Origin of the sequence: Rhizobium sp. B230/85 (assembly GCF_019355735.1) — a bacterium.
Lineage (GTDB): Bacteria > Pseudomonadota > Alphaproteobacteria > Rhizobiales > Rhizobiaceae > Rhizobium > Rhizobium rhododendri.
In genome coordinates this window covers 189,456-215,070 of sequence record NZ_CP072159.1, presented here as the reverse complement: position 1 = coordinate 215,070, position 25,615 = coordinate 189,456, and the positions used below count along the sequence as shown (strand labels likewise).

23 protein-coding genes and 2 pseudogenes are annotated in these 25,615 nt (G+C 56.0%); 9 read left to right on the top strand and 16 right to left on the bottom strand.

Annotated features, from left to right (window positions below; genetic code table 11):
* Positions 1–644: 644 nt before the first annotated feature.
* The 3 genes from J5289_RS27685 to J5289_RS27675 all read right to left on the bottom strand — a co-directional run bounded on the left by J5289_RS27685 (position 645) and on the right by J5289_RS27675 (position 2,453).
* Positions 645–1,399 (bottom strand): IS5 family transposase gene (locus tag J5289_RS27685; RefSeq protein ID WP_111219454.1). Its coding sequence is split into 2 segments (ribosomal slippage): positions 645–1,066 and positions 1,066–1,399, totalling 756 coding nucleotides; the frame shifts between segments, so codons are not numbered across the junction.
* A gap of 52 nt (positions 1,400–1,451) precedes the next feature.
* On the bottom strand, positions 1,452–1,853 hold the full coding sequence (locus J5289_RS27680; protein ID WP_247750841.1) for an MATE family efflux transporter: 402 nt from the start codon (positions 1,851–1,853) through the stop codon (positions 1,452–1,454).
* A gap of 228 nt (positions 1,854–2,081) precedes the next feature.
* Positions 2,082–2,453 (bottom strand): hypothetical protein, encoded by a 372-nt coding sequence (locus tag J5289_RS27675; protein WP_209207940.1) that lies wholly within the window; start codon positions 2,451–2,453, stop codon positions 2,082–2,084.
* Between the two features lie 158 nt (positions 2,454–2,611).
* Between J5289_RS27675 and J5289_RS27670 the strand changes: the two genes are divergently transcribed.
* The gene (locus J5289_RS27670; RefSeq protein WP_209208106.1) at positions 2,612–3,736 is read left to right on the top strand and encodes an IS5 family transposase; all 1,125 of its coding nucleotides are present in this window, start codon (positions 2,612–2,614) and stop codon (positions 3,734–3,736) included.
* Between the two features lie 122 nt (positions 3,737–3,858).
* Here J5289_RS27670 and J5289_RS27665 read toward each other — a convergent pair.
* The 3 genes and pseudogenes from J5289_RS27665 to J5289_RS27655 all read right to left on the bottom strand — a co-directional run bounded on the left by J5289_RS27665 (position 3,859) and on the right by J5289_RS27655 (position 7,013).
* Positions 3,859–4,583, bottom strand: a protein-coding gene (locus J5289_RS27665) for an IS5 family transposase (protein ID WP_219276673.1) whose coding sequence is annotated in 2 segments (ribosomal slippage) — positions 3,859–4,253 and positions 4,253–4,583 — 726 coding nt in all. Because the reading frame shifts where the segments join, the coding sequence is not laid out codon by codon here.
* A gap of 375 nt (positions 4,584–4,958) precedes the next feature.
* On the bottom strand, positions 4,959–6,146 hold the full coding sequence (locus tag J5289_RS27660; protein WP_219276671.1) for an IS91 family transposase: 1,188 nt from the start codon (positions 6,144–6,146) through the stop codon (positions 4,959–4,961).
* 4 nt (positions 6,147–6,150) lie between these two features.
* Positions 6,151–7,013, bottom strand: a pseudogene (locus J5289_RS27655) (tyrosine-type recombinase/integrase).
* A gap of 1,000 nt (positions 7,014–8,013) precedes the next feature.
* Between J5289_RS27655 and J5289_RS29780 the strand changes: the two are divergent.
* Entirely contained in the window at positions 8,014–8,232 is a 219-nt protein-coding gene (locus J5289_RS29780; RefSeq protein WP_209207904.1) for a hypothetical protein, read from the top strand.
* Positions 8,233–8,395: 163 nt separating this feature from the next.
* Positions 8,396–8,707 (top strand): helix-turn-helix transcriptional regulator, encoded by a 312-nt coding sequence (locus tag J5289_RS27645; protein ID WP_209207905.1) that lies wholly within the window; start codon positions 8,396–8,398, stop codon positions 8,705–8,707.
* Positions 8,708–8,933: 226 nt separating this feature from the next.
* Here the strand turns inward: J5289_RS27645 and J5289_RS29625 are convergent, their stop codons facing one another.
* Together J5289_RS29625 and J5289_RS27635 are read right to left on the bottom strand one after the other, a co-directional pair.
* Positions 8,934–9,437 (bottom strand): maturase, encoded by a 504-nt coding sequence (locus J5289_RS29625; RefSeq protein WP_209207906.1) that lies wholly within the window; start codon positions 9,435–9,437, stop codon positions 8,934–8,936.
* Between the two features lie 429 nt (positions 9,438–9,866).
* A complete protein-coding gene (locus J5289_RS27635) occupies positions 9,867–10,802 on the bottom strand; it encodes a HEPN domain-containing protein (protein ID WP_209207907.1) in 936 nt (311 codons plus the stop codon).
* Between the two features lie 1,296 nt (positions 10,803–12,098).
* Between J5289_RS27635 and J5289_RS27630 the strand changes: the two genes are divergently transcribed.
* The 3 genes and pseudogenes from J5289_RS27630 (at position 12,099) to traR (ending at position 13,973) form a co-directional block, all read left to right on the top strand.
* A protein-coding gene (locus J5289_RS27630; protein ID WP_374108617.1) for an IS5 family transposase occupies positions 12,099–12,916 on the top strand; the annotation gives its coding sequence in 2 pieces (ribosomal slippage) (positions 12,099–12,198 and positions 12,198–12,916; 819 coding nt in all).
* 10 nt (positions 12,917–12,926) lie between these two features.
* A pseudogene (locus J5289_RS27625) lies at positions 12,927–13,175 on the top strand (IS30 family transposase); the annotation flags it as partial.
* A 93-nt stretch (positions 13,176–13,268) separates the two neighbouring features.
* Positions 13,269–13,973: a transcriptional regulator TraR gene (gene traR / locus J5289_RS27620; RefSeq protein ID WP_209207908.1), complete on the top strand. Its 705-nt coding sequence runs from the start codon at positions 13,269–13,271 to the stop codon at positions 13,971–13,973.
* A 9-nt stretch (positions 13,974–13,982) separates the two neighbouring features.
* Here the strand turns inward: traR and J5289_RS27615 are convergent, their stop codons facing one another.
* Positions 13,983–14,291, bottom strand: coding sequence for a transcriptional repressor TraM (locus J5289_RS27615; protein WP_209207909.1), 309 nt, complete (start codon positions 14,289–14,291; stop codon positions 13,983–13,985).
* A 235-nt stretch (positions 14,292–14,526) separates the two neighbouring features.
* Between J5289_RS27615 and J5289_RS27610 the strand changes: the two genes are divergently transcribed.
* Positions 14,527–14,787, top strand: a complete 261-nt coding sequence (locus tag J5289_RS27610) for a helix-turn-helix domain-containing protein (protein ID WP_209207910.1) — start codon at positions 14,527–14,529, stop codon at positions 14,785–14,787.
* 75 nt (positions 14,788–14,862) lie between these two features.
* Here the strand turns inward: J5289_RS27610 and pepT are convergent, their stop codons facing one another.
* From pepT to J5289_RS27580, 6 genes are all read right to left on the bottom strand, one after another.
* Positions 14,863–16,122: a peptidase T gene (pepT, locus tag J5289_RS27605; RefSeq protein WP_209207934.1), complete on the bottom strand. Its 1,260-nt coding sequence runs from the start codon at positions 16,120–16,122 to the stop codon at positions 14,863–14,865.
* Between the two features lie 91 nt (positions 16,123–16,213).
* Positions 16,214–17,449, bottom strand: coding sequence for a CapA family protein (locus J5289_RS27600; RefSeq protein WP_209207911.1), 1,236 nt, complete (start codon positions 17,447–17,449; stop codon positions 16,214–16,216).
* A 90-nt stretch (positions 17,450–17,539) separates the two neighbouring features.
* On the bottom strand, positions 17,540–19,210 hold the full coding sequence (locus J5289_RS27595; RefSeq protein ID WP_209207912.1) for an ABC transporter ATP-binding protein: 1,671 nt from the start codon (positions 19,208–19,210) through the stop codon (positions 17,540–17,542).
* Positions 19,207–20,082 (bottom strand): ABC transporter permease, encoded by an 876-nt coding sequence (locus J5289_RS27590; RefSeq protein WP_209207913.1) that lies wholly within the window; start codon positions 20,080–20,082, stop codon positions 19,207–19,209. The genes J5289_RS27595 and J5289_RS27590 overlap by 4 nt, the downstream gene beginning before the upstream one ends.
* An 11-nt stretch (positions 20,083–20,093) precedes the next feature.
* Positions 20,094–21,071 (bottom strand): ABC transporter permease, encoded by a 978-nt coding sequence (locus J5289_RS27585; RefSeq protein ID WP_209207914.1) that lies wholly within the window; start codon positions 21,069–21,071, stop codon positions 20,094–20,096.
* Between the two features lie 6 nt (positions 21,072–21,077).
* Entirely contained in the window at positions 21,078–22,670 is a 1,593-nt protein-coding gene (locus J5289_RS27580; RefSeq protein ID WP_209207915.1) for an ABC transporter substrate-binding protein, read from the bottom strand.
* Positions 22,671–23,231: 561 nt separating this feature from the next.
* Between J5289_RS27580 and J5289_RS27575 the strand changes: the two genes are divergently transcribed.
* On the top strand, positions 23,232–23,432 hold the full coding sequence (locus J5289_RS27575) for a helix-turn-helix transcriptional regulator (RefSeq protein ID WP_209207916.1): 201 nt from the start codon (positions 23,232–23,234) through the stop codon (positions 23,430–23,432).
* Positions 23,433–23,741: 309 nt separating this feature from the next.
* Complete coding sequence (locus J5289_RS27570) at positions 23,742–25,040, top strand: ATP-binding protein (RefSeq protein ID WP_209207917.1); 1,299 nt, start codon at positions 23,742–23,744, stop codon at positions 25,038–25,040.
* On the opposite strand, the gene J5289_RS27565 is transcribed toward J5289_RS27570, so the two are convergent.
* Entirely contained in the window at positions 25,012–25,518 is a 507-nt protein-coding gene (locus J5289_RS27565) for a GNAT family N-acetyltransferase (protein ID WP_209207918.1), read from the bottom strand. The genes J5289_RS27570 and J5289_RS27565 overlap by 29 nt on opposite strands.
* Between the last annotated feature and the right edge of the window lie 97 nt (positions 25,519–25,615).

Sequence of the window (25,615 nt, the reverse complement as noted above, 5' to 3'; positions counted from 1 at the left end):
CATTCGTGCATTCGTGCATTCGTGCATTCATGGCTTTGTTCGATAAAGAAAAGCGGATCAATCTGAGGTTGTAACTCTATGCTGTAAGATGCCATGCTTGCATTTGTCTGTGCCGAAACCATACTGCGCTTGTCGCAAACTTCCGCAGAGGCCGCAACTATTCCTTGAGCGATGCCATTTTCATGTTTTGTTAACCTTTATAAGTCCGAAAAGGCGCAACCAAATCGTTCTGATCATTGACTGTCCAGCCGCCGATCTTTGGTATCCGTCCGAGCAAGCTTGCAATTAGATGCCGGCATCGTCAATTTAACGACCACGAAGGTAGACCGTGAGGCCGGCCGAGTTCATCGGTCATGCTCAGGCGATTTTTGTCCACAGGCTCATCGCCGCTGAATGCAATTCGCGATGATGGCTTGAGGGGATGTCGTGGCGGGGGAGTTGGAACAGGTGTAAGCGCTCTTTTCTACGCGCGTTGACGTTTTGTGCTGACCGTGCCGCTCTGCGTTGTAAGCGTCGGGGCGTTCAGGCCGCTTTGGCTTGAGTAAAGTTGAAGGGCAATAGGTCGCCAAGATCTGCGTCTGCGGGGTGCTGAGGCAGCTCAATGAGGACGTGACGAAGCCACGCTAGGCTCAGGACGCGTTAAATCAGAGCCAGAAGATAACGGCGGCCGCGATGCATATGCTTGAGAAGAAGGTGTGAGCGCAACGGTCGTATCGGGTGTGAATTCGCCTCCAGTCCTTGAGCCTGCCGAACATGTTTTCGATCTTGTGCCGCTTTTTGTAGAGCGCTGGATCGTGCGGGATCGGCACCTTGCGGTTTGCCCGTGATGGAATGCAGGCCGTTATCTTGCGTTGCGCCAAGGCGTCTCGAAACCAGTCGGCGTCATATCCCTTGTCGGCAAGAAGCGTCTTTGCCTTGGGAAAAGCATGCAGCATCCGCGCGGCACCTTTGTAGTCGCTCATCTGCCCTTCGCTCAAAAGCAGGATCGGTGGCCGACCGTGACCATCGCAAACAGCATGCAGCTTGGAGTTCAACCCGCCTTTGGTGCGTCCGATACGTCGGGGAACATCCCCTTTTTTAGCAGGCTGGCTGCGGTGCGATGGGCTTTCAAATGGGTCGCGTCGATCATCAATTGCTCAGGCATGCCCCGCTTTGCTGTCAGTTCGGCCAGTATGCGATTGAACACCCCGAGCCTGCTCCACCGGATGAAGCGGTTGTAGATCGTCTTGTGCGGCCCATACTCTTTGGGAGCGTCACGCCATCGCAACCCATTGCGCAGAACGAAGATGATGCCGCTCAAGACACGCCTGTCATCCACGCGCGGAACGCCATGCGATAGCGGAAAATAAGGCTCGATACGGCGCATTTGCGCGTCTGACAAAAACATCAAATCACTCATGGCGGTCCCTCCGTTCGATCCCAGTGAATCAGAACCGAGGAAACCCCGCAAGCTATTTAATAGGTCCTGAGCCTAGCATAATTGCCGAAAAAATAATGCCGAGAGCGACGTTGATGATAATGGCGTGGGTCGCAAGTTGATTTGCGTCCGCGTTTCGACCTCCGCCGAGCGCTCGCGCAATCCCTGACGAAATTGCTCCGCCGAATGCACCGGCAGACATCATCTGCATCAGCATGACTGCAGGGAACACGAGCGCCATTCCGGCGAGTACATCGGTACCCAGATGGGATAGCCACCAAGTCTCTATGAGCCCAGTCGACGCCTGTACCAGCATGATAAGGACGTTTGGCCAGGCTAGGCGAACAAGCATGGGCAGGATCGGATCTGTGAGCATGCGCCGGATGCGTGGATTCATAGGTGGCGGTTGGGCAATGGCGTCCGTTGCATGTGTCATCGGGTTCCCTCGTCCTTACGCGTAAAACTCTAAATCTATCAATAGATGGCGCCCTTAATTTATTGCCCATGCAAGCCCAAGTCACGCTCATCGGATCAGCGCCCTTCAAACGTTTCGAAGTTAGGACGCATCTGAGCTTCGAGCCGTTTGGAAATCAGAACTGCCACGCTATGACCCTGGAATCAATATGCGAGTGAGCTCTTCACCGTGCGAAATCCGGTATCACTTTTATCTCTGGTCGTGCACAACACCCATGATATCGCCAGACCGCGATACGCTCACAAGCAGGTTGTCGCCGCCACGGGTTGCCTTGACCAGATAACGTTTGCCGACATCCTGGACATTCCTCACTCGGTAGCCGAGACCTTCAAGCAACGTGATGACGTCACCCGGTCCAAAGCTAGACTGTTGGCCGAACCAGCGGTTCTGATCGTCATGATGGCGGTTCCAAGAATCTAGAAAGTTGGATTCCGTGTTCCCGTCGACCGAGTAGGGATCTGAAGGCTCGCCATCGTAGATTACGACCTGCGGGAAGGCCGGTACGGCGGCGATAGCGGTTAGAGCAGCGGCCGCGGTGAACGCGATGACATAACGTGTCATGAATTTTCCCTTTGACTAGGGCTTGTGGGGATTCATCGTGAGTTGATCACAGCCGCGGCCAGATAGATCATCGCCTTAACAGGATGCGGAAAAAGGCCCTTGCTGTGAACGGACTGCCATGATTCCATGCCTGAGTGATTGGTCGGCAGGAGCAGGACATGCGCGGTAATGATATCCAGACGGCGGGTTTGTTTTCTTATGTGAGCTGCGAAGCCCGGGTTCCGACAAGCCATCCGCTGCGGGCGATCCGCGCGATTGTAGACGAGGCGCTGGAAGTTTTGTCGCCGGATTTCGAGGCGATGTATTCAGCGATCGGCCGTCCGTCGATCCCGCCGGAGAAGCTGCTGCGCGCTCTGTTGTTGCAGGCCTTTTACACGATCCGCTCGGAGCGTCAGCTCATGGAGCAGATGGACTACAATCTGCTGTTCCGCTGGTTCGTCGGCTTGTCGATGGACGCGCCGATCTGGGACGTCACCGTGTTCACCAAGAACCGTGAGCGGCTCTTGGCTGGCGATATCGCCGCCAAGTTTCTGGCCGCGTTGCTGAGCCAGCCGCGGGTGAAAGCATTGCTGTCAGACGACCACTTCTCGGTGGACGGCACCTTGATCGAAGCCTGGGCCAGCATGAAGAGCTTCAAGCCCAAGGACGACACAGATGGTGGCGACACCGACGGCAGCGGCTCTGGCGCTGAAGAGAAACAGCCGCCAGAAGCCAAAGGCCGCAACTCTGAGCGCGATTTCCACGGCGAGAAGCGCAGCAACGCAACCCACGCATCGACCACCGACCCGGACGCCAGGCTTTATAAGAAGGCCCGTGGCCAGGCGGCCAGGCTTTGCCACATGGGCCACGTCACCATGGAAAACCGCAATGGTTTGGTTGTTGACGCCACGCTGACCCATGCGACCGGAACCGCCGAGCGCGAGGCGGCACTGGATATGGTGGGCCGCATGGATGGTCGTCATCGCATCACATTGGCTGCAGACAAAGCCTACGATACGGCCGATTTCGTTGCTGCCTTGCGGGACGCAAAGGTGACGCCACACGTCGCCCAAAACACGACGAACCGACGCTCGGCCATCGACGGTCGCACCACCCATCACCCTGGCTACGCTGTCAGTCAGCGCATTCGCAAGCGTATCGAGGAAGTGTTCGCTTGGGCCAAGACCAGCGGCGGAATGCGTAAGACCCGCCATCGTGGAAAGGATCGCGTCGGCTGGATGTTCACACTGACAGCCACCGCTTATAATCTGGTGAGGCTGCCAAAGCTGCTGGCGACAGCCTAATCGCGCCCGGAATCCGCCGAACCAGGCGGATGACGACAAAATGGGCCGACAACGGCCGCTGAAAAAGCCTCATCACGGCCTGTCTTCGAGCCGTCTAGCCAGGATCGGCGGAAAAATCGGCGCTATTTCCGCGACCTGTTAAAGCTCTGGTCCGTTTTACAGGCTCTCATGGCGATACGTTTGAACTCTTTGAGCTTGCAGAAGAAGTTTTCGATCAGGTGTCGCCATTTGTAAATCTCAGTGTCGATTTGGAGAGGCACCGATCGGCGTGGATGTTGTGAGATCACGATCTTCGCACCGCGTTCGTTGAGATCGGCCACAATGTTGTTGCTATCGAAAGCCTTGTCGGCAAGTAGCGCACCGAACTCGATGCCATCGATGAGCGGCGCGACGCCGACCGTGTCGAAGCGATGGCCCGGCAGCAATTCGAACCGGACCAGATTGCCTAAGGCATCGGTCAGTGCCAGGATTTTGGTTGTCATCCCGCCTTTTGAGCGACCAATGGCCTGGCTCTGAGTCCCCCTTTTGCGCCCTGACCGTGTCGGTGGACCTTGACGATGGTGGCATCCACCATGGCGTATTCCATGTTCGGCTCATCAGAGAGGGCATCAAATATCCGTTTAAAGACATCGGCTTCCCGCCAGTCACGAAACCGCCGGAACGCAGTGCTCCAATTGCCGAACGCAGCCGGAAGGTCGCGCCAAGGGCTGCCGGTACGCACGATCCAAAGCACGGCCTCGATGAATAGCCGGTTGTTGCGCCCGCTACGTCCCGGGTCCGTCGGCTTACCCAGACAATGCGGTTCTATCTTCGCCCATTGGGCGTCTGTCAGCACAAAACGATCCATCCAATGCGTGAATCATATTCGCGCTGATTTGTGAATCTGGAGGGTTATTTGAGGTCGCATGGGACAGCGCGGCGGGTTCGGGCGGCCTCATGTAAGCCGGATTGAACTAAGACGCGGGTTGTTGGACGCTGCTATGGGGAATTGAGAAGCGGCCCTATGTCGGCGGAGCCGGAACCATGCCGTCCCGATTGCTCCAAGGGTGTCGCTGATCCTGAGAATGGACATTCGGGAGCGTTTTGCCGGAGACCTTGCAACCTGTGGGCCAAATGTACCGGGATCTGAAGCGGTTCGATCTTGCGGGGGTCGAGCGATATCGATCGCCGGCACAGCGCTGGACGAGTGGGAATATGCTGTGATGGTTGCGGTTGTCTGACATCATGAAGTATCGCACCAGAAGGATGATGGCCGAGGCGGTGGTACAGGGGCAACGGTGACGCCAGTTCGACGCATGGGGCGCTGACAATCGGGGCATTCGAAGGAATGGGCCTGCTGAGATTTTGTCGAATGGGATCGCTCGCCTGTCGGTGATGGTTGGCCGAGGAGGCTTCTGCAGAGAGCGATACGATCGCGCCGATGACAATTGGCGAGGAAGCCAAAGTGGCGCATGCGGTGGAAGCCATCCGGAAGCACATGAAGGAGAAAGCGCCGGATGAACTCGTGGGGATGAAGCCACATAATCTTCTCACGGTCGCGACCGTCTCCACGATAATCCTTCCATCTGAAGGCGACATGGTCGTCATCGACATGGACGATGCGGCTGTTTGCGATGGCAACACGATGGGTGTAGCGGCCAAGATAGGCAAGTACCTGATCTGGACCGCCGAATGGGGGCTTTGAGTAGACCACCCATTCGATGCTGCGAGCGCGGGCAAGATGGCGGGCGAATGTCTTGCTATCGTTGAGATGAGCGAGTTCGTTGAAGAATTGGAGTTCGTTTTTGGCAAAGGCTTCAGCGAGAGCTGTCAGGAAGCGTCGGCGAAACAGACGTGACAGCACGCGCACGGGTAGAAAGAAGCCCGATCGGCAATTGATCCACCTTGTTCTGTCTGGTGAGAGGCCTCCGCCCGGTACGACGCAGTGGACATGGGGATGGTGGGTCATCGCCTGGCCCCAGGTGTGAAGTACGCCGGTGACGCCGATCTCTGCGCCTAGCCACTTGGGGTTAGCTGCGATGGTCTGCAGGGTCTCGGCCGAGATCTGCATCAACAATGCATAGACGACCGCCTTGTTCTGGAAGGCGATGTCAGCGACATCACGTGGTAGCGTGAAGACCACATGGAAATAGGGGACCGGCAAGAGATCGGCGATGCGTGCGTCGACCCAATCCTTGCGAGCGGCTCCCTGACACTTTGGGCAGTGGCGATTACGACATGAGTTATAGGAGATGCGGGTTCTGCCGCACTGATTGCAAGCATCGACATGACCCCCGAGCCTGGGTGTCCGGCAGGCTTCTATTGCTCCCATGACGCGTCGTTCGCTGCGGCCAAGATGACCGGCGTTCTCTCGTCTGTAAGATCCCCCATGCCACCGAAAGATGTCGGCGACTTCGAAGGCGGGACGCAACCGGCTACCCTTCCGGCGGAGTCACCTCCCATCGCAAACGGTCAAGGGGACTGGCGGTCGACCTGATGGTGTCAGTGGACACCTGTGCATAATGCGCAGTGCTGGATAGATGGGCATGGCCAAGCAAGACCTGAATGATCCGGATATCGGTGCCATTCTCCAGAAGGTGCGTTGCAAAGGAATGCCGCAACGTATGGACGTAACCCGCTTTGAAAGGCCAGTAGCGGCAACTGCTGATCGACAGGCGGCGTTCAAAACTGTCGGTTCGATTGGCCTGTCGGCATCGCGCCCTGGAAAAAGGAACCCGGTGGGTCGCGATAGGCGCCAATAACTGCGTAAAATGCCCAGCAGTTCGTTTGACAGCATCACGTATCGCGCCTTGGCACCTTTGCCATGACGAACATGGATCACCATCCGGGAACTGTCGATATCCTCGATCTTCAGACCACAGACCTCGCCGACCCTGAGGCCAGCGGCATAAGCTGTGGTCAGCGCTACACGCGCCTTGAGACTGGAGACGGCCTCAAGGAATTGCACCACCTCGTCTGCCGATAGAATAACGGGGAGCTTGCGTGGTTCGCGCGCATACGGGATCCGATCGGGGACATCGTCTTGGCCAAGCGTGATGCCATAGAAGAATCGAAGAGCACACACGATCTGATTTAAAGATGCCCACGATATCCCCGTTGAGACAAGGTGAACCTGGAACGTGTGAATGTCGCCAAGATCAAGTCGATCAGGTGATCGGGCGAAATAGCGGCTGAACTTCCGGACTGCACTGATGTAGGATCTTTGGGTCGCCGGGGACAAATTGCGGACTGTCATGTCCTCAATCATTCGGCGGCGAAGAGGGCTTATCTCAGCCATCGGGGCCTCCTGTCTGAAGGGTGGGTTGCAACACAACCATCCTCTCAGTCAGGGCGCTCTCGTCAAAGCCCGCCACGAATCGCCGCGATCAGCGGCTTAGTTCAATCCCCACAGACCCTAAAACGCTCTACCCCGTCCTATTTGGCGACCAAGTTAGATCGATGTTTGGAGGCGATGCGTAGCTCAACGACATTGTGCGCCTTGGTACTGTTGCAGTGTGTCGTTTGTTGTTACAAAATGTTGGAGCCACTTTTACGGATCAAACTGCGGCAGTACGGCAGTGGCCCCTTGTCGACTGTCGTTCGAATCACGAGGACAGGAGGTGCGAATTGCGGTGGCGCACATGCATGGCATCGAGCACCTGCCATATAGTGTTCTTACGGTAAATTGGTATTGAACATAGAGCTATCGCTGGAACTGAAAGTTCCATAATTACTATTACGTATTTCCGCTAACGCATTGATATATATGATGTTATATACGTTTCATGCCTAGCGGGCCTCTGGCTCCCTCGACTTGGCAAAAGCTTGGCTCTGTTGCTCGTGCTCCGTGATCTTCAAACTCATTTCAGACAAACTAGGCTGAGGTTTAGCATTGAGGGAAAGCAACTGCTCGAGGCGGGCTCGGGAAATTGGGGGAGCGGACAAACCCATGATGGGCCTTGCCGCCGCAACAAACGCCATCACCACGCGCGATGGCCGGCCGTGGCACTATGTGCGGGTCATTTCCTAGTTCCAGCATGTCCGTCGCGCCGCCGGAATCGATTTCCCGACCGGCGAGCTTCGGCCGCCACGACTGCACGATATTCGTCACACCGCAGCTGTGCACCGGGTGGTCGCCTGGTATCGTTCCGGTCAAGACGTGCAGCGATTGCTGCCGCACCTCGCAACCTACCTTGGCCATATCGATATACGTTCAACGCAGCGCTATTTGCACATGACGCCCGATCTCCTAGAGGCGTCCAGCCAGCGCTTTGCGCAATATGCAATAGGGGCCGACCATGAAGGATGAGAACCTCCTTGGTCTGTGGATCTGTCGGTTCCTGTTGGTGCATTTGGTCGCCGAACGCTATCTTTCCCGTAAAACTCAATCCAGCTACCGCGACACGCTTAAACTGCTGTTGCCGTTTGCAAGCAGCTCATCGGGCGACCATGGAAGATCATGCCAATCTGATTGCGTGATTGGCCCCTCGGTCATGATCAAAGCCGATGGGCATTAGGCGTTTGGAGGGGGACGGGGTGGAAAGCAAAAGCCACAACATTTCTTAATATAATCGCATCCAAAAGCACGGATAGATTTGGTAAATGAGAATGGCATCCGGGCCACTTCGGATACCTTCGTACGATCTTTGATGTCTGGCCTCTCATTTCCAAAGAGATATTATGCTCGTGCTGCAAAGTGACGAAAACATAGAATTAGATAGCGCAGCTACGCTACTCAACATTATGGCGAATAGCAAGCGGCTTCACGTGTTGACGATTTTGAGGGATGGTGAAGTCGCAGCGGGAAAGTTAGCGAAGCTGGTTGGCCTGAGCCCGTCTGCGCTGTCACAGCACCTTGCTAAGTTAAGGTTCGCTACTATTGTTGAAACCCGCCGGGATTTGCAAACGGTCTATTATTCGTGTAAGTCACATGCTGTCATTCGCATCCTGGATCTGTTAGATGATCTTTTTGTAGGCGAAGTTGACAAATAAAAATTGCGTGGCGTCATCGGCTCACCAAATAGATAGCGCAGTTCTCCAACGGTCGTTCGCTAGCTGCCTGTTGTTAGCGGGCCTCTAATACATCCCATACATGAGGTTGCTGTTCACCTCACAGATCCGGACGTGCAGATTTCCCGCATCCAGTTCCTCACGGTCCAGTTTCGCTCAGGTACGGCTCCATTGATGGACGATCCGGGTTGGCGGCAGGGGAAATCTGTCAAGGAACCTGGGCCATCCGATTCCAGTTCGGCTTCCCAGATCGGCTGCGGCGCGAGAGCCCGCTTTTCCAGATACGCTCGACCTGATGGTGATACCATGTCAGACGTCGTCCGTTGCCCGTGATCCCGTAGTAGCCTTGCATCATTCGGGTCAGGTGTCGATGCTGAACCGTGAGCGACAGGTGCAGATGCTTGATGCACCATTCCCTGGCTGCCCGTAAGGCCCGCGCAAACCGATCCTTGGCCGTGACCTGCCGCACCACCGGCTTGCCTCTCCGCGATTTGCCCCAGACATGGGTGAAGCCGAGAAAATTGAAACTGCTGGCACTCGTTGCCGGATGCTGCCCATGAGGGCGCCGGAAAAGGAAGTCCACATAGCGCGTGTTGTCAGGATGTAGCCGAAGCCCATACCGTTCGAAACGCTTGCCCAGTACGGCCAGCATGCGCCGACCGTCCAAGTGATCCTCGAAGCTCATGACGAAGTCGTCAGCGTACCGCACCATCTGGCACCTCCGCTTCAGGCGGGGCTTCGCCACTTGTACGAACCACTTATCCAACGCAGCGATCTCTGGGGTATTACGAACTCGCTCCAGTGAGCGGATGCGGGTTAATCGGGCCAAGCGCTTGGGGAATGCCCCCTCACGAGACGCGATCTCAACATTGCTTGATTGTAATGCCGGTTTCGCTCGAACCGGGCGGTGACTATATGTTACACCGCATTTGCCAGCCTCTATCGTAACTAGGTGCGGACACAAGATATTGCGCGTCAGCGGGGCTGCTCTACATTTGACAATGGGGGACATCTGCTTGTGGATGTCGGGCACACCTTCAATATCTGCCTCCCTCGCGCTAACCGAAGCGGCGCGACCCCAGCCAATTATGTGGACGGTTAGATTCTCCAGCACTTTTCCTGCATGTCTGTCCACCTTGCATCAATTGTGCAAATGTGTGGGATAAGGAGACGATTTGTCTGCGAGGCGTTCGGCACAGATCGATGCAACGAGCTCTTCAAGGTGCTTGATGTGCTCGACGAGCCAGCCGAGCTCCTCCAACGTTATTTCGTACTGTGCCGAGTACCGTGCGTCGACATAGGCGCGATCGAGCCGGGAAAAACACCGTTTTGCAAACTTCATATCGCGTGGCCAAGCCGAAATCAGCCTTGGATCACTGCGTTCGGCATGGGTCCTCAGCATATTCAGACGGTGGGATTTCGGGCTGTAGAGGGTCATGACGAGGAGTGCGCAGTGATATAGGCGTTCGGTCGTTTGATGCAGCATGAACGCGGCATCGCGCCATCTTTGGCTTGAAATCCCAAATTCTGCAAAAGCGAAAGCGTCGAGTGACAGAGGGAACCACTGATTAAAGTGTCGCTGCGCCTCCTGTTGCATCGCCTCTGGGGTCAGCGGCTTGGGCTCGACCAGCGGATGGCCCGGCGCCTGATATAGCATAAGGCCATCACGGGCGATGTCGACAAAGAAGGGCAGTCCGCGCGCGAGCTTGTCATTGACGTCGCTTAAACCGTGCGCGATGACCTTTGCCGGCGTCTGTAGATGACGAGTGATCGTGAACTCGCGTGTGAGCCGCTCGTTGATCGTCAGCCATACCGCGTTCTCCTCGGCAAAAGTCGGCGTGTTGACGACCGCCAGCAGATCATATTCAGATCGGTAGCCGCTATCGTTGTCCTCGACCCAGTCGCCGCGGGCATAGGATCCGAACAGAATAATCTTGACGATCCGCCCGGCCCTCGCCTTGTCCGATAGCTTGGTTTTCCGGGCATCCTCGAATTCTTCAAATATAATCCGTAAGACGTCGGCGAGCTCGCGGCGTTTCCTCCCGGGAAGGTGCTCGATGTTTTCGAGAGGGTTCAAGATTGCCCGTATCCGTGTTGTCTGACGCAATGCCGAATTTGCGGCGCGTTAGAGTCTGTGCTGCTGGCGACGAAACCCTGGCGCCAGCTTCGGTATCACTATACCTTATCGAGCCCTAGTCCTCACGCGCAGAATGAGGGGTTTGTCTAGGCGGATACATGCTGCCCGATCGAACGCCCTTATGAATTCTGCATCGACACGGGCTGCAATTGGCGGCCCGTCTGCCAATAAATGATGGAGTTCGTTTTGTCATGTTGGGTCTTCCATGCACTGTCGGACTTGCCGACGGAAGCAGCTTAACGGTCTTCGCGGTGATCTTGCGGAGCGTTAGCCAATCGCAGAGATCTCGTTCATTGACGCGTTCCTCCATAGCAGTAAGTATCCAGCCAGCGGCGGACGCATCATCTGTAGCCTATGAGCGGCTGATGCGCCAGTCCGATATGCGGGCAGCAGGCACGCTGGAGACACTGTCGGACGCATTGCTCCGCGATTTCGAGTGTGCAGTCGGAGCTTATGCGGACAGTGACGAGACAACCAAATGAGTGGATATGACGAAATCCGATGCTGAACGGCCGCGTCGGTGGGCCGCGGGCCCGGCAGTTCACTTATGTGAGCGTAGATCCACTCAAGGCGGATGTTGGGATTAGCGGCGGCGGATGCAATCGACTTTTTGGCCTGCGCATGCCCGGAAAACCTCAAGGTCAAGCTTGATAAATACCCGCAGCCAATCGATCGCGGCCGTCCATTGGCGGTGTACATTAAGGCCAGAAACACTGATGATCACATTAAGGCTTTCGACCGCAGCTGCCGCCAAAATCGTCACTCCCGGATATAGAAGTATTGGATTTGGGCATCAGCCCTGCGAATAGCTATGGCGTCGAGCAGCGAAGCGACGGCAACGCCATCAATGTGCTCACCGGCCAACGCTGCGGCGACTGGACCTGCACCGCAGCCCTAGGCATTGCGCTTCAGACAGGCTAACACCTTCACACGCGAAGGCAGATGTTTTCGCAGTTGCCGATAATTAGACGTGATTGTACCAAGGTCGATATCATAACAACTGCCGCGAAGAGCTGCGCTTTACCCGAAATTTCCATGTCCTAAGAGGGGACGCAAACCGGTCACTTTCCCCCTTGTACTTGCAGAAAATAGTAATGAGATCATGGTTCACATTTGATCGAGAGACCGAGCTTGCCGGGTTTAGTGTCCGTTCAAGAATGACGTTTGATGGCAGGGGGTTGAGTGAAGGGCGGCAATCAGATTCTTTGTATTTTGCGACAAATACGGAGAGATCGAATGGCCTGGACACCCTTCACCCGGCGTCACCATGACAGAAGCCGCATGCGCTACGCAAGTGATCTGACCGATCGCGAATGGAGTATGGTAGAACCGTTATGCCAAGGCAGCCTCGTCTTGGCCGTAGGCGCAAGACCTGTCTCCGCTCGGTGATGGACGCGATATTCTACTTGCTGCAATCGGGCTGCCAATGGGCATTGCTGCCACACGACTTTCCGCCGAAGAGCACGGTTTACCACTATTTCAAGCGGTTCTGCCGAGATGGAACGTGGCGTCGTATTCATGACGCGCTCTATTGCCGGACGCGGAAACTGGAGGGTCGTGATGAGCAGCCATCGTTTGCGATCATAGACAGTCAATCTGTGAAAACCGGCCCGGAGGCTCGCCTCGATGTCGGCTACGATGCAGGCAAGAAGATCAAAGGTCGCAAGCGGCATATTCTCGTTGATACTCTCGGCATGCTTCTCAAGGCAGAAGTCCATTCGGCGGGTATTCAGGATCGCGACGGAGCAGCCCTCGTTTTCGACAAACTCGCCAACCGCTTTCCCTTTATCGAGAAAATCTGCGGAGATGGCGGCTATCAGGGTCCGAAAGTCGAAGAGGCAAGCCCAAGGCCGATGGAAATCGTGAAGCGAAATCAGGCGGGATTCCAGGTATTGCCGAAGCGCTGGATCGTTGAACGCACCCTCGCATGGCTTGGCATCAATCGCCGGCTCGCCAAGGATTTTGAGCGCTTCTCAGCAACAAGCCTCGCCTTCCTGCACACCGCAATGATCAAGCTCATGACAAGAAGGCTCGCTCGATATCGGCTTTCTTGAATAGACTCTTAGGGCTTTGGAAGATGGGATCGGTGCGTGCAGCTGGTTTTGCGACCAAGGTGCACGATGGCAAAAAAGGCACAGTCGAGAACACCAACAAGCGCCTTCGACGCAACTGCCTGGCACCACAGATCTGGCAGTTGTTTTGCAACGCGACCTCCTCCACCTCAGCTGCCACGTCAACAATCAGCCGCGCAAATATCTCGGATACAGGACGCCAACCGTGGTGTTCACGGCCCATTTGCAGGACGACCGCTGATCCCATATTCTGCAAAGCCAGGCATGACGCACTTGCGTCAGCTTCTTAGCCGTCTTGTGACCTATCCCACTAAACGTCGAAAGGAGTAAACATATGCAGTATTGGCTGGACCGACTGACAGATCTTTCGGCAACCAGGGGTGACGAGAAGATCCTGAAGCAAGCGTTGGCTCACCTTACGAAACAAGCTGGCTTCCAAGGCTACGCCTATCTGCACATCAAGCCAGGTCACACCATTGCTGCTTCCAACTACCATCCTGAATGGCGAGAGAAGTATTTTCGACGGAATTTCGCAGCTGTCGATCCAGTCGTCAGACGCGCCAAGTCCCTCAAACAACTCTTCACCTGGAGCGGCGAAGAGAACAGACACCGCCTATCCAAAGCTGAGCGGGCGTTTTACGCCGAGGCCGCGGACTTCGGCATTCGCTCGGGCATTACAATTCCTATCAAGGCTGCAAATGGTTCCACATCGATGTTCACGCTTGCCTCCGAAAAAACCGCGGTCGAGCTTGAACGTGATATCGATTGTGTGGCGGCCGCCGCAGCTGTGGGGCAACTCCACATCCGAATGTCTTTCTTGCCGTTGACGCCGGATGAACAGCACCCAGCTTGGCTGGATCCCAAGGAAGCCGCCTATCTCAACTGGATCTCTGTCGGCAAGACGATGGAAGAAGCCGCCGAGCTGGAGGGCGTCAAGTACAATTCCGTCAAAAGCAAGCTCGAAGAAGCCAGAAAGCGCCTCGAAATTCACACCATGCCGCACTTGGTTGCGCTGGCGATTCGGACAGGCCTTATCTGAGCAAAGGCGTCAATTGGCGGATACGTCTGGGACATAATCTAAAATTCCAATCAGCGTGTTGAGGGCGCTCATTTGCGCGTGCATCGCGATCATAGCTTCTACGTATTCGAGATGCTGCTCACCGCCAACTGACTTTCCAGTTTTATAGTCCGCTGGCAATGCCTGGAACAACTGATCAGCCTTCTCGACGAGTTTTCTGTGCAATCGAATGGCATTGACAGTCAAAGTCTCAACGTCTGCGTTATTTAAACCTCGGGTAAGCCCGATCACCGGGCGCAGCTCACTTGTATTCGACACCGTCGCGTCACTCAAATCCATTACCATCACCAACCAAATTTAGTCTGCGGTCCACCCCACAAAATGTCGCATGCAATCCCCGGCCTGGGAGACGCAGACTGTCCCGGGACAGTCTGCAGACCTTCAACTCTGGAGCGCAGGGGCATCCGTCCATTCAGATGGCATTCCTCATCAAGCACTTGCATGCATCCCCTCCCGTTCGTTTGTAGAGTATACTCTGTAGATGAATGCGCTGCAACGCGCATGACTCTGAGTTATGAATATTCGAGAGATCTTCGCGCTGAATCTCAGAACGCTGCGGAACGACAGGGGGCTTTCGCAGGAAGAACTGGCCCACCGGGCCAACGTTCATCGCACCTATGTCAGCTCTCTGGAGCGATGTGTATATAGCCCGACGATCGATATGGTCGATGGCCTCGCTCGAATACTCGAGGTGGAAGCCTTCGAACTTCTGGTCTCAAAAGGCCGCCTCGGCACCAACAAGGCGGGCGACTCCGATTATTCCTCCGATACGTGATTTCAAAGTGAGTGAGGCTTGCGCCACTTGAGACAAATTCCGTTCATACTATGGCGCAACCCATAGAGTTCAGGCTCACGGTTCAGACTTTGCCATCTCGTACCCGTTGGCATGTTTCGCGGCAAGAGCGCAGAGCATAAGAGCGGTCTGATAAGATTTTTCAAAGGCAAGGACGGGCAAGAATTCGAAGCGCGAATGGAAGTTGTAGGCGCCGGTGAAGAAATTCGGCGTAAGCAACCCGCGCACCGACAGTGATGCCCCGTCGGTTCCGCCACGCATGGGCGTCAGTTTCTTTTCGATTCCGAGCCTGTCCAAAGCGGTGAACAGCAGCTCGGCTGAACGCTTGTCGCGCTGGAGGTAGTCGCCGATGTTGCGATAGGTATCGGCCATACTGTATTGCACCGATGCGGAAGTGTATTGCGACCCGATCTGTTCGGCGACTTCACCGACGCGCTGTTTCCGTTGCTCGAATTTTTGCTTGTCGAAGTCACGGATCATGACCTTAAGCCGCGCCTCGCTGTCGTTCGCAACCAGGTCCTTGAACCAGAAGTATCCTTCGCGCTTCTCCGTGCGTTCAGGCGTTTCGTTGCGGTCGAAGTGGGAAATGAAGTCCAGTGCCATCAGCAGCGGATTGACCAATACGCCCTTTGCCGACATCGGATGAGCGCTCACGCCGGTAAAGACGATCTCGCCGGATGCGGCGTTGAAATTCTCCACGACGACTTCGCCAAGCTCACAGCAATCAATGGTGTAGGCAAAGTCGCACGGGAACCGGTTCAGATCGAGCGCCTTGGAGCCCCTAAGACCGATTTCCTCATCCGGCACGAAGGCGACGAAAACGTCACCGTGAGCCTGCGAAGGCTCGAGTTTGGCAAGGAGGGTCATGATGACCGAAATGGCTGCCTTGTTATCCGCTCCAAGTACGCTCGTGCCGTCACTCAGAATAATATCCTGGTTCTGCCAGCCGAGAATTTCCTGATGGTCTGCCACTCTCAACCAGATGTCTTTCTCCGGGTTGAGGCATAGATCGAGCCCATCGAAGCGTTTGATTTGCGGCCGAATGATCGGGGAGAGCCCGACATCGACGGTATCGAGATGTGCGATGAAACCGATCCGTAGAGCGCCTGGACTATTACCGCGCTTTACACCCGTCACGATCGCATGCTCATCGACAACTACATCATCGACGCCAAGGCCGCGCATCTCCTCTGCCAACAGCCCGGCGAGTTCAAGCTGTCCTGGCGTAGAGGGCAAATGCGTTGAAGCGGCATCACTCTGGCTTTCTATGGCAAGATAGCGGAAAAACCGGCCAATAAGTTCGTGGCGAATGCCCATCTCTCTTTGTTCAATCGAATACATTCAATTCCCTCATTGACGACGAATGATGATGCTTTTGGGCGGCGGCGTCCTGTGAATATCCAGCGGCTCAGATACGAAAAATGCCGATTCCGCCTTCCAGTTCAATCTGCACGCCCAGATTTCCGGATTGCTCCTTGAACCGCTGCAGGATCCTCTCCGCACTTCCTCCCGTTGCAAGATGTGGGATCAGCCGATTTTCGAGCGAGCGATCCTTCAATCCGTCTTCTCCGCCAATCACGATAGGATAGAAGTTGATGTCGATCAGATCGTTATCCTGCCCGTAAGAACACACACCGATAACACTCTCCCATACTTCAGGTGCCATCCACGTCGATTTTTCCGACCTGACATGGAAGATGAAATTCCCTAGGCTGTGGAAGATCGGACGACGCCGATAGATCTCGACCGGTTGCAGCACCGGCGCACCATGGCTGACGAACATGGCCGCACCTGCGTCGATGCATCGTCTTGAAATGGCACTGGCCCAACCCGGCACCTGATACCAGTCGGAAGCCCAATGATGGTGGTGCAAATAAGCTATGACGAGGCAGCCATCTCTAGCAGCAGAAGCAATTGCCTCAAGGTTTCGGCTCATGTCGCTTTCGTCGACTTTGACGCTCCTTCCGAACATCTCGGATCGTTTGAAGATGGCACGAGCGATCCCAATCTCTTCATGCGGATCGACATGCCGTGGGTCTTCCGGTTGGCTATCATTGGTGAGGTCAATCGCAGTATAACCCACACTCTCCCGAATGGAGCGAAGCTGCCCGAAGGCTGCGTCATCGACCTTGATGACCTGTGATAGCCGCAGCCGATTGACGCCGGGGCGCTCAGGCCGGCCTATATCTGCATTTTCTGCGTACATGAAATCGGGACCCGGACCGCCGTCCATTGCGACGATGGCGACACGTCGTCCGCCGACCGTTCCGGTGCCTGCCTTTGCTGCCTCGAATTGGTTGCGGCCGAGCCCCGCATGGAGGAAGCCTCGCTTCCCGACCTCTTCGAGGGTCGAGAGCACGCCGGATGGGCCGAGATCGAAGGCATGATTGTTTGAGAGCGACAGTGCCCGAAACCCGGTCGCCTGAAGCGCATCCAGGACGACAGGATCGCTACAGCCGAAGAATGATCCCTTGAGCGGCCATCCGCCATGGCTTCCAAGGATCGTGCCCTCGAAATTGGTGAACGAAAGATCCGCCTGGTGAAGCAAGGCCTGAACCTGCTGAAAGGCCGGTGAGCGGTTGGTGCGGATGTCGTATTTTATAAGGGATTGGCCTGTGACCGCCAATTTGAACCTGTTATTCATGAGTCACCTTTAGGGACGACAAAAGCCGCCGATGTTCGGAAAACCGATGTGGAACACGGAGCCGCCAACGCCGCTATGGCCGGGCAGAGCTCAACACGTGAACCTGATAGGCCGGGCGTCGACGAGGTCGCGCGTGTAAGGATTTTGCGATTGTGAGAAGATGAAGTCGGACGACCCGAAGTCCTCGACCCGGCCATCCTTTAAGATATAGACAGAACTGCAGAGCTGCTGCACGACAGCAAGGTCATGCGAGATGAAGATCATCGTCATATCATGCTCGGCGATGCTGTCTTGGAGAAGCTTAACGATTTCGGCCTGTACGGACACATCGAGTGCGGAGGTCGGCTCGTCAGCAATGATGATATGTGGCCTCGCGAGCAGCGCCCGTGCGATGCAGACGCGCTGCTTCTGACCGCCCGACAGTTGATGCGGGAACCGGGCAAGTAAGGTTCGCGAAAGACCAAGCTGATCCATCATCGTCCCGACATCCGCCGGATCTTCGCCAGGTCGCATATCTGCGCTAAAGCGGATACTTTCCCTCAATGTCTCGCCGACGGACATCTTGGGATTGAGCGAAACCGAAGGATCCTGAAACACCATCTGCACACGACCAAGGAGGCCGTTACGGCCGCCGCTCTTCGACACATCAAACGCGTTTTTCCCGATCGTCACTCGCCCCACTGAGGCCACTTCCAGTCCGGCGATGATACGGCCGAGCGTGGTCTTTCCGCTTCCACTCTCCCCGACAATGCCGGTGATCTGGCCACGCCGCAGCCGTATGCTTGCGTCCCGCAACGCGAATTTTGCCACATTTCGGCAAAGGCTCCATGGAAGGCCCTTTGGAGAGAAGCTCTTCGAGAGGCCCTCTGCAACAAGATCCATATTGTCACCCTCCTCCCCCTCGGAGGACATGGTCCGGCTCGCGTTGGCCTCCGCCTCCACTGGCGCGGTCGAGATCCGCAGCCGCGGGACTGCGGCAAGTAAGCTGCGGGTGTAGTCGTTTGCGGGCGCATCGAGAATGACTTGGGTGCGATCCTGCTCAACCGCCTGACCCTTTCGCATGATAAGTACCCGGTCGGTTATCTCGGACACCACTCCCATGTCGTGGGTGACAAGGATGATGGAAACGCCAGTCTCATCGACAAGAGCGCGAAGGAGTTTAAGAATCTGCTTCTGGACCGTGGCATCCAGCGCTGAGGTCGGCTCGTCGGCAATGATGATGTCGGGAGATCCCGCCAGGGCGATCGCAATAACGGCCCGTTGTCTTTGCCCTCCGGAGAACTGATGCGGATAATTGCGGTATCGTCGCTGCGGCTCCGGAATGCCGACGCGGGCCAGAAGCTCGACAGCCCGTGTGCGAGCCTCGCGTCTCGAGATAGACCCGTCGATCGCCAAGACGGTTTCCTCCACCTGCGCGCCGACGCTCATCAGGGGATCGAGCGAGGCAGTATGATCCTGGAATATCGCGGATATTCTTCGTCCTCGGATGGCGTCCCCCTGCCCTTTCATCGCGTCGATCGCCTTGCCCTCGAATTCGATCGTCCCCGATACCACTTGAAACTCAGGCGCAAGCAAGCCGAGGACGGCATTGCCCAATGTCGATTTTCCGGCCCCTGATTCACCAATGATGCCGAGGATCTCGCCGCGCTCAAGCGCGAAACTCACGTCGTTCAGGATCGTCACCGGTCCTGACGCAGAGCGGTGACGAAGGCCGAGGTTTTTCACCTGAAGCAAAAATGTTTTTCCAGGTTCGCATGTCATACCGGACGGCTCCTTGGATCGAGACGGCGTCGAACATCTTCACCTACGAAGTTGATGCTTGCGATCAGGCCGAAGAGGGCGAGGCCGGGGAAAAGGCTGATCCAATACTGACCAGTCAAAAGGTATTGGAAGCCGTTTGCGACCGTGGAACCCAGAGACGGCTTGTCAATTGGAACGCCCAAGCCGAGAAAGGACAGGGTCGCTTCCAGCGAGATCGCATGGCCGACTTCGATTGGGATCAAGGTCACGGCCGGCGCGATGCTGTTCGGGAGCAAATGGCGAAAAATGATCCGGGATGTCGGCAACCTCATCAGTCGGGCCGCATCCATATAGGACTTATTCGTCTCGCTGAGCGCGACGCTACGTGCCAACCGGGCATAGCTCGCCCACTGGGCGATGATCAGCGCCAGAATGATTCGGTCTATTCCGGGGCCGAGCGTGACGATGGCGATCAGGGCGATAAGGATCGTCGGCAGGCTGAGCTGAAGGTCGACGAGCCGCATGATCGCCATCTCCACCCACCTGCCAAAAAAGGCGGCGCTGACGCCCGCCGTCAGCCCGATCAGGGCAGCGATGGCTGCACTCGTGACAGACACCACCAAGCTGATGCGCAAGCCGTAGAGGATACAACTGAAGATATCCCTGCCAAGCCCGTCCGTTCCAAGCAGGTAAAGATAGCCACCACTCCCCCACGTGCCTGGCGGAGAAGACGATTCCCATCCGTAGATTTGCAGGGGGTCGTAAGGGTTTTGCGGCGCAATGGTCGATGCGGCAAGGGCAAGTAGGATATAAGCCATAAGCATGATTTTGGAGGGGGTGAGCACCGGCCATTGCGGACGCCGGTTCAATGCCCGGAGAATATGAGCTTTCATGGCGGTTCCCTTTATGAGGACAGGCGCACGCGCGGGTCGAGCGCGGCATGGAAGAGGTCAACGAAGGCATTGAGGGCGACGAACGCGACCGAGATGAAGGCAAGTGTCGCCATCACCACTGGCCGGTCCAAGAGTTGGATGGAGTCGATCAAGAGCTTCCCGACGCCCGGCCACGAAAAAATTGATTCAACGACCACTGCAAAGGCCAGCATACCGCCGAATTGTAGGCCGATGATTGTCACGATCGGTACGCTGATGTTCGGAAGGGTGTGGCGAAACACGATCCGTCGCGAGGAAAGCCCCTTCGCACGACAAAACCTCGTAAAGTCCAGGCTCTCGACTTCGATCGTGCCTGATCGAGAAAGCCGCGCGATGAGTGCGATGTTGGGTATCGCCAGAGCAAGAACGGGAAGAACCATGTGCCACAACCCGTCTCCAGTAAGCACGCTCCACTCCTGTCCGAGGAAACTTGCCGTCGCGCCCCTGCCGCCGGATGGAAACCAGCCTGTCAGGATGGCGCCTGTGAGGATCAGGACCATGCTCAGCCAGAATGACGGGACGCTCAGTGCGAACACGCTCGATCTGAGGACAGCCCGGTCGAGCAGCGTTCCCTGCTTCCGGCCAGCCAGGAGCCCTACTCCTATTCCAGCCGGAGCCGCGATAAGCATTGCGGAACATGCGAGCTCGAGCGTCGCGGGAAGCTTGCTCATCACCAGTTGAAGAGCCGGCAGATGATAGATGTATGAGGTACCGAAGTTTCCACGGAGGACGTTGCCTATGAAGAACAGGTACTGCCGCCAGATTGGCTGATCCAACCCCAACGCGATCGTCGCACGCCGGATATCCTCCGGCGTAGCGGTTTCGATATTGACGATGTTGAAGACCGGATTGCCGACGCTGTGAATACCGATGAACCCGATCAATGACATGGCGAGAAGGAGAAGGAAGGCTTGGCTCAGTCTTCCTAGTGCAGCTGACAACAAGGCCATGATCACTCACTCCGTCGCTGGAAGCGTCTGCATTGCTGTCGTCCACCCGCGGGGGTGCATCATGTAGGAGCCAACACGTGGGCCGTAACCGACGATATGATGGAAGTGGTAGAGGGGAATAATCGGCTGATCGGCCATTACAAAATCTGTGGCATCGGCGAGCGCCTCGTTTCGTGCCGGTCCCTCCTGAACGCTTTCCGCCTTTGCCAGCATCGCGTCAAAAGCGGCGTTGCGGTAGTGCCCGAAATTCAAGGCCCCGGTTCCACGCTCGGGATTGGACGAAGCCAGGAGAGCATTCAGAATGATGTCGACCGCCTCTCCGGATGTGCCGCCGTACCAGACAGCATAGTCGCCCGCGGCACGCTTGGTGTTGAAGACCGAGAACGGAAAGGCGACAGGCTGGGCGGTGACTCCGATACGAGCCCAGCTTTGCGCAATGGCCTGGAGGCTCTCGCTGTCGCCGGGATATCGGCCCGTAGGTCCGGCGAGAATGACGTTGAAGCCGTTTGGAAAGCCAGCCTTTGCGAGAAGGGCTTTCGCATCGTCGTAATTGGTAGCCTCTGGCTTCAGATTTGCTGACGTGCCCGGCAAACCGCCTGGAAAAACCTGCGCTGCGGCGGTGCCGTAACCGGCAAGGATCTTGTCAACGAGAATGCCGCGATCCGTTGCCATCGCAAGCGCGCGCCTGACCAAAGGGTTCTTGAAGGGATTGGGGACCCGGTCGCCCGAGTTGCTCGTCACGCCGGGAACTGTCTCTCGTTCCACATCAAACTGCAAGAAATTGATGCGCGCCGCCCCGACGCTTGCAATCCTGGTGCCCCGCTTTTTAAGCGAAGCCACGTCGCGCGCCGGAATGGCGTCGGCAATGTCGACGTCTCCCGTGGTCAATGCCGCCACGCGCGCCGCAGGGTTTTCGATGACCCGAAGCGTCACCGCCGACCAAGGAGGTTTGCGGCCCCAGTAGTCGTCATTCCTCGTGAGCTTCAGCATCTCACCGGAACTCCACCTCTCGAACTTGTAAGGTCCCGTGCCGATGGGAGGGCTGCCGGCGTTGAGATCCTCCGTGGTCTGGAACCCCTGCCCCGGCCGATGCATGACGAAAATCGAGGAAAATGACAGCGGTAGGTTGGGAACACTGCCGTTCGTATCGATGACGACAGTGAGAGGATCGGGCGCGGAAACCGACTTTATCCCAGCGACATAGGACTGAAAGCCGCCGCTTGGCGGTTTGAGGAAATCCCGAATGCGCTCGATCGTGTAGACGACATCATCCGCTGTGAAAGGCGAGCCATCATGAAAACGGACGTGTTCCCGCAGCTTGAATTCCCATTCCGTGTCGGACGTTGCGCGCCAAGCGACGGCAAGGCCGGGCTTCAGGTCCAGGTGCTCGTCCTGATAGACGAGCCGCTCGTAGATATGGGAGAGCAGCGAAGTGTTTTCATTGAGATTGGCGTAGAGCGGATCAAGCGTCATCAATTTGTACGATGTCGCGATCCGAAGCTCATCGGCTTGTGTCGGCCCCGCCAGAACGCTCCAGACCGCAAGCATGGTCAGCAAACCGGACAGCAAAAGTGAACGCAACGGATTTTTCAGTTTCATTGTGAAGTTCCCATTTTTTATATTTTTTGCTGCAGTTGGCGCCCCACAGCGATACGCCCCTCCAACGCATTCATCAGCGGAAAGATGTCCTCAAAGATCCGACATGCGCTTCTCATCAGTGATCTTCGAGGTTTTAGATGCGTGAAGCGGCGATCCCGCCATGGAAGAGAGCTTGGTCATGCAGTTGCTGCCCTGTGCAGGCTTGAGTCGATGAAACGCTGGCGAGCCACCGAGTCGGCGCCGGATCGCGAAGACGAGATTGCCCTCGCAGATGTGTCCAGCGCCGCATTCAACTGGTCGGGAAGCTCTGAACATGTTTTTAGTGACGCTGAGGCGACGAATGAATGCCTCCCCGGGTGACCGGAGACAAAGTTCTGCTATTGTCGGAATCAGCCATGATCCCAGCTCCCGTAAGCTTGGTTGTGGTAAATCGGATCGGTGTTAGCGCACCTGTCCGATCGCTGGCCTGCAGTGTTCCCTACAAAATGATAGAAGTCAATCAGAAAGTTTGTCTTGAGTAATAACATTCTTACAGTGGAGCAATGCCGTGGAGCTCGGGCTATGTTAGGCTGGAGCCAAGCAGAGCTTGCAAAGGCAGCTAACGTCTCTCGTCAAACGATTGCTGATTTCGAGCGTGGTGCACATCTGCCGATAAGCAACAATCTCGCGAGTATCGTCACGGCATTTCAGGAGGCCGGAATTGAATTCATTCCGGCGAATGGAAATGGCGTCGGCTTGCGTTTCAAAAAGCCGATGGCGTAAGGCGATGGCGGATACGAGACCTCTCCTTTGTAGCAAGCGCCATCAAATTCTGGCTGCAACAGCGCACCCCTTTGTCCGGCGCGGGTGGGGCTGAAATGTACAGCATTCTCGGAATTCAAATGCAATCCGCTTACTTGTAAATTAACGTTTCGTCACAGGGCTATTTAACATTTCGCCGTACCTACAATTAACGTTTCGCCAAATTTAAGTTGACATTATGTCAAACCTGTAATTAACACTCCGCCAAAACCGCAAGAGGCCTAGTCATCTGATTAAGCTTGCATTTCCATTTGGGTTCGGGGGATCACCATGGCCGACGACTTATATGAGCGGCACATCAAAACGGAATTAGAGCTCGCTCTTGAGAGCGCGCGGGTCGTTAACCTGATCGGGCCACGCCAAATCGGCAAGACAACCCTCGTGCGTGACATGCTGGGAAGCGGCCACTTCGTCTCGTTCGATGATGAAAATGTTCTTGCTGCGATTGAATCCGATCCTCAAGGCCAGATGCAGATCTTAATCACGACGGCGAATGGTGAACCGATCATTATTGATGAAGTCCAGCGCTCAAAGAAGATTGCGCTCACAATAAAGCGTGTTGTCGACGCCAATCGCCGGATGGGTCAATTCCTCCTGACTGGCTCCTCCAATATTTTCGTTTCCGCAGACGTGCTCGATTCTCTTGTAGGCAGAGTTCAGACGCTCAAGATGCTGCCCTTAAGCTCGGCGGAAATCGACGACGCCGGCCCTTGCTTGCTACTGGATTGGGCCAAAGAGAGTGGCAAGCAGAATACCCTGCCCCCCTGCAGGAACATATCAAAGACCGAGATCATCGACCGCATCATTCGCGGCGGATATCCGGAAATCAGACCCCTCCCAGAACGCTCTCGCCAACGCCGATACAGGGAGTACATCGACACCATCGTGGACCGAGACGTCGCGGACGTAATGAAAATAAGAAGGCCGGACTCGATGCGCCGGTTGGTAAATCAACTCGCCGTCAGAACCGGAAACGAGCTGAACATGACCGACCTTGGCGACAAGATCGGCATGACAAGGCAAGTAACAGGAGAGTATGTAGATATCCTGGAACGTCTGTCGCTTGTCGTCAGGTTGCCCGCCTGGACGTCCGGCGAGGCGGGGCGTGACATCAAACAACCAAAGTGCCACCTGATCGATACGGGGGTGGCCGCAGCCCTGCGTGGATTGGCGGCAAGCGATTTCGCGCTGGGGAAAGATCAAACCCCTTTGGGCGCGCTTTTCGAAACCTATGTATTTACTGAGTTGTTGAAGTGCATCGCCCTACAGCGCGATGAATGGCGCCTCTATCACTGGCGAGACCGGAGAGGACGGGAAGTCGACATCGTGGCAGAAAGCGGAAATCTCGTTGTTGGATTCGAGATGAAAGCCTCCTCGACCGTCTCCCATGCCGACTTCGATAACTTCAATGTCTTCAGGGACGGCCCTGCCGCAAAATGGACCTTCTTAGGCCTGGTAGTCTACACCGGAGATCAAGTCCTAGCATTTGGGGAGGGGCAATTTGCGATACCTGTATCGATTTTTAGTTCGTTCCCGAAGGCTACCCATTCAGTCGCCGCACCATCATGACGTCGGCAATTTCTCTGTCACCCTCCAGCAGTCCGCAGGGGATGCGGCCGATCTCGATAAATTCGTGGCGCTGGTAGAAGCGCAATGCGGGAGAATTTTCGGCGTTGACCGCCAGTTCCAGTTGGAGAATTCCTAGACTTCTCGCATAGTCCGAAACCACGTTCAGGAGAGCTAGGGCAACTCCCGCGCCGCGTTCGCTCTTTCGCACATAGACGCTGACCAGCATAGCGCGATGAGCCATCTTGCGCGGGCGCAGGCGTACGAGCCCCATCATACCGATCGGTTCGCATTTGCCAAATGCGACAAAGATCGGATCGTTCAGTCTTTGGCGCCATTCCCAATCAGGGAGGAATTGCCAATCCTCAAATCGGCTCGCAAAGGAAGCCGGTTCACACCGAAGGGCCTCCAGCCGGATGCTCCGGAAAACATCAATTTCGTCAGCGGTAATTTGCCTGATCGATACTCGCTCCGCAGCCATGCCGGGCTCCAAAATGAATGGGTTTCAAGCGCTAGGGTTTCGAACCCAGCCGATCACTTGCCGCATTCGGTGATATTCTCGCCGCCGGTTCCAATCG

Bases quoted from the DNA above. Each gene is read 5' to 3' on its own strand.
- pepT (WP_209207934.1), bottom strand. From the start codon at position 16,122: ATGGGCATTCGCCACGAACTTATTGGCCGGTTTTTCCGCTATCTTGCC.
- J5289_RS27575 (WP_209207916.1), top strand. From the start codon at position 23,232: ATGTTAGGCTGGAGCCAAGCAGAGCTTGCAAAGGCAGCTAACGTCTCT.
- traR (WP_209207908.1), top strand. From the start codon at position 13,269: ATGCAGTATTGGCTGGACCGACTGACAGATCTTTCGGCAACCAGGGGT.
- J5289_RS27645 (WP_209207905.1), top strand. From the start codon at position 8,396: ATGCTCGTGCTGCAAAGTGACGAAAACATAGAATTAGATAGCGCAGCT.
- J5289_RS27600 (WP_209207911.1), bottom strand. From the start codon at position 17,449: ATGAATAACAGGTTCAAATTGGCGGTCACAGGCCAATCCCTTATAAAA.
- J5289_RS27590 (WP_209207913.1), bottom strand. From the start codon at position 20,082: ATGAAAGCTCATATTCTCCGGGCATTGAACCGGCGTCCGCAATGGCCG.
- J5289_RS27585 (WP_209207914.1), bottom strand. From the start codon at position 21,071: ATGGCCTTGTTGTCAGCTGCACTAGGAAGACTGAGCCAAGCCTTCCTT.
- J5289_RS27595 (WP_209207912.1), bottom strand. From the start codon at position 19,210: ATGACATGCGAACCTGGAAAAACATTTTTGCTTCAGGTGAAAAACCTC.
- J5289_RS27570 (WP_209207917.1), top strand. From the start codon at position 23,742: ATGGCCGACGACTTATATGAGCGGCACATCAAAACGGAATTAGAGCTC.
- J5289_RS27615 (WP_209207909.1), bottom strand. From the start codon at position 14,291: ATGGATTTGAGTGACGCGACGGTGTCGAATACAAGTGAGCTGCGCCCG.
- J5289_RS29780 (WP_209207904.1), top strand. From the start codon at position 8,014: ATGAAGGATGAGAACCTCCTTGGTCTGTGGATCTGTCGGTTCCTGTTG.
- J5289_RS27670 (WP_209208106.1), top strand. From the start codon at position 2,612: ATGCGCGGTAATGATATCCAGACGGCGGGTTTGTTTTCTTATGTGAGC.
- J5289_RS27675 (WP_209207940.1), bottom strand. From the start codon at position 2,453: ATGACACGTTATGTCATCGCGTTCACCGCGGCCGCTGCTCTAACCGCT.
- J5289_RS27610 (WP_209207910.1), top strand. From the start codon at position 14,527: ATGAATATTCGAGAGATCTTCGCGCTGAATCTCAGAACGCTGCGGAAC.
- J5289_RS27565 (WP_209207918.1), bottom strand. From the start codon at position 25,518: ATGGCTGCGGAGCGAGTATCGATCAGGCAAATTACCGCTGACGAAATT.
- J5289_RS27580 (WP_209207915.1), bottom strand. From the start codon at position 22,670: ATGAAACTGAAAAATCCGTTGCGTTCACTTTTGCTGTCCGGTTTGCTG.
- J5289_RS27680 (WP_247750841.1), bottom strand. From the start codon at position 1,853: ATGACACATGCAACGGACGCCATTGCCCAACCGCCACCTATGAATCCA.
- J5289_RS29625 (WP_209207906.1), bottom strand. From the start codon at position 9,437: ATGGTGCGGTACGCTGACGACTTCGTCATGAGCTTCGAGGATCACTTG.